This is a genomic window from Oleiphilus sp. HI0061 (genome assembly GCF_001635675.1).
The window spans coordinates 1-1143 of record NZ_LWFE01000207.1 but is presented as its reverse complement, the minus strand read 5'-3'; the positions used below and the strand labels follow the sequence as shown (position 1 = coordinate 1143).

At 42.6% G+C, this 1143-nt stretch carries 1 protein-coding gene and 1 pseudogene; one reads left to right on the top strand and one right to left on the bottom strand.

The annotated features are described in order from the left end of the window. Positions 1-236, bottom strand: a pseudogene (locus A3735_RS31675) (hypothetical protein); the annotation flags it as partial. 156 nt (positions 237-392) lie between these two features. On the opposite strand from A3735_RS31675, the gene A3735_RS02415 reads away from it, so the two are divergent. Beyond that, positions 393-1019 (top strand): hypothetical protein, encoded by a 627-nt coding sequence (locus A3735_RS02415; protein WP_068513687.1) that lies wholly within the window; start codon positions 393-395, stop codon positions 1017-1019. Positions 1020-1143: the final 124 nt, after the last annotated feature.

Sequence of the window (1143 nt, the reverse complement as noted above, 5' to 3'; positions counted from 1 at the left end):
AAACACATCCAGATAGAGAAAAAGAAAATCGCACCTAAGAAGAATGTAAATAGGTAAATAAGGCTATTCTGATAATTAATTGCCGTTATCAGCATCAACAACAAAAGTAACAGATAAGCAAAACCCGCACGCGAGGGGAAAATGTATATATTTTTTTGGGATAATCGAAAATAGTCACTTCGCTTACTGCGTGACGCAATCATCTCACCAACTCGTTCAGCTAAGGGCAACTTCAACTAGACACATCCCGCATAATTACTTTTCTTAACAGAAACATAGACTATAAACCTTGCATTAGCAGATCTCAGCCTAAATAATTACAGTATAGCTGACAGGTTGCTCACTTTTTCACCTGTTATTCTGCTGATCGTATAATATCGCAGGCACCGAATATGAACACTAGCTCTAGCATCATCCTAAAAGCGTCACCTTTATTACTACTGCCACTAATGGCTGGCGCAGAAGTTAAATCTCTTAGCAGTTCAGAGTTAACCGAAACCTATATCAAGGACTCGACAATTATTGTTACGCCTAAAAAGCAGGAAATTGAGACAACTCAAAAAACCTACTCCAGCCTGACAATTGCCCCGGTTGAAAATGTAGACCAGGATATGGATAAGCTAGGGCACCAACAGAACCACGTCGATGGCACTGCCAGCTCTGTCCTACTCAGTGAAGAAATGCTACGAAATGCAGCGATTGCTTCAGCAACCATCGCGCCTATTGACGTTGTGATCCCAACCTACGACGAGGTTAACACTCGCACAATGGAAGAAGTCATGAACGATACACGCTACGCGGTACCCGAGGGTGATTTCGACTTTGTCTATATTGGTGGCGACGGTGCCAACGATCTTGGGCTAAGTAGACAGGACAATCAACTTACCTTTTCAATTGGCAACCTTCCTCAAATTGACAAGATTGAACTTCCTCACGGTATTGATGAAGGTCCGCTTCAAATTACCCCCCGCGTTGGCGGCGGATTTGACCTAACCATTAATATACCTGATCAAAATTAGTAAAAGCTCATATAGCAGTCTATTTTTTTCTAACCTAATAGGCTGCTAAACCCACCTTCTCACTTGTTCGCAATACTCCCTGTAACTCGCCCCAAAGATCTTTACCAAAGCACGCTCTTCGGGC

Excerpts from the sequence above, each read along its gene's own strand:
- A3735_RS02415 (WP_068513687.1), top strand. The coding sequence starts at position 393 with ATGAACACTAGCTCTAGCATCATCCTAAAAGCGTCACCTTTATTACTA.